The sequence below is a fragment of the Isoptericola hypogeus genome, assembly GCF_039531145.1.
GTDB lineage: Bacteria > Actinomycetota > Actinomycetes > Actinomycetales > Cellulomonadaceae > Isoptericola > Isoptericola hypogeus.
This window is the reverse complement of record NZ_BAAAPM010000020.1, coordinates 1-747: the sequence shown is the minus strand read 5'-3', so window position 1 is coordinate 747 and position 747 is coordinate 1. Positions and strand designations below refer to the sequence as shown.

Annotated in this window: 1 protein-coding gene; it reads left to right on the top strand. The window is 65.5% G+C overall.

Features of this window, described 5'->3' with window-relative positions:
• Window positions 1-199 precede the first annotated feature (199 nt).
• Window positions 200-747, top strand: a 548-nt coding sequence (locus ABD254_RS21245; RefSeq protein ID WP_344250972.1) for a hypothetical protein, incomplete at its 3' end; no start/stop codon positions are given.

The window sequence follows — 747 nt, the reverse complement described above, 5'->3', positions numbered from 1 at the left end:
GGCGCGGACGGAGCGCTCGTTGGGTGTCGTGCATCTGGCAGGCGAGCCCACAGCGGACCACTCCGCAAGGCTCCGCGAGATCGGTCCTTTCCTTGAGGCTCTGCAGCGAGTCATCACTGCGATCGGAGCGTCCCTCGAGGGCGCGAGGAGTGCGGTCGGGCCACTGAGTGCCTCGGTGATCCGACGAACGGACCTCCGCATGGACACACGGCAGCTCGCCCCAGGGTCTGTGGTCGTCAATGTGTTCCCGGAGAGCGACCCTGCGTTGGAGCTTCGGCCAGGCGGAGAGATGTTCGATCTGGGCGGGGAAGAACCCCTCGTCGATCGCTCGCTCGCAGAGTTCGAGCGACTCGTCAACGAGATCAACGAGTCCAGCAGCGGCGACGACCCGGAGTTCGTCCGGCACATGCGAGCCCTCGGTCCCCGGGTGGCAAACGCGGTGCGTGTCCTTGCAGAAGACATCGGCGAGTCTGGCTTCGACATGGATGTGGACTGGCGGCCGCCAAGGCAGCCGTCCAGACATGTGGCGATCAACCCGACGTCGGCAGGGTTCATTCAGTCGCTGGTGGAGCGCCAGCGGTTGGAAGCCGAGCCGTTCATCGTCGACGGTGAGCTGCACACGGCGAGTGACCGGTCCTCGCCTTGGGAGGTCGACACGGTGGAGCACGGCATGATCAGGGTGAAACACGACCAGATCAGCGCCGATGACACTCGCGGTCTTGCTGTGGGCATGCGAGTGCGGCTCCA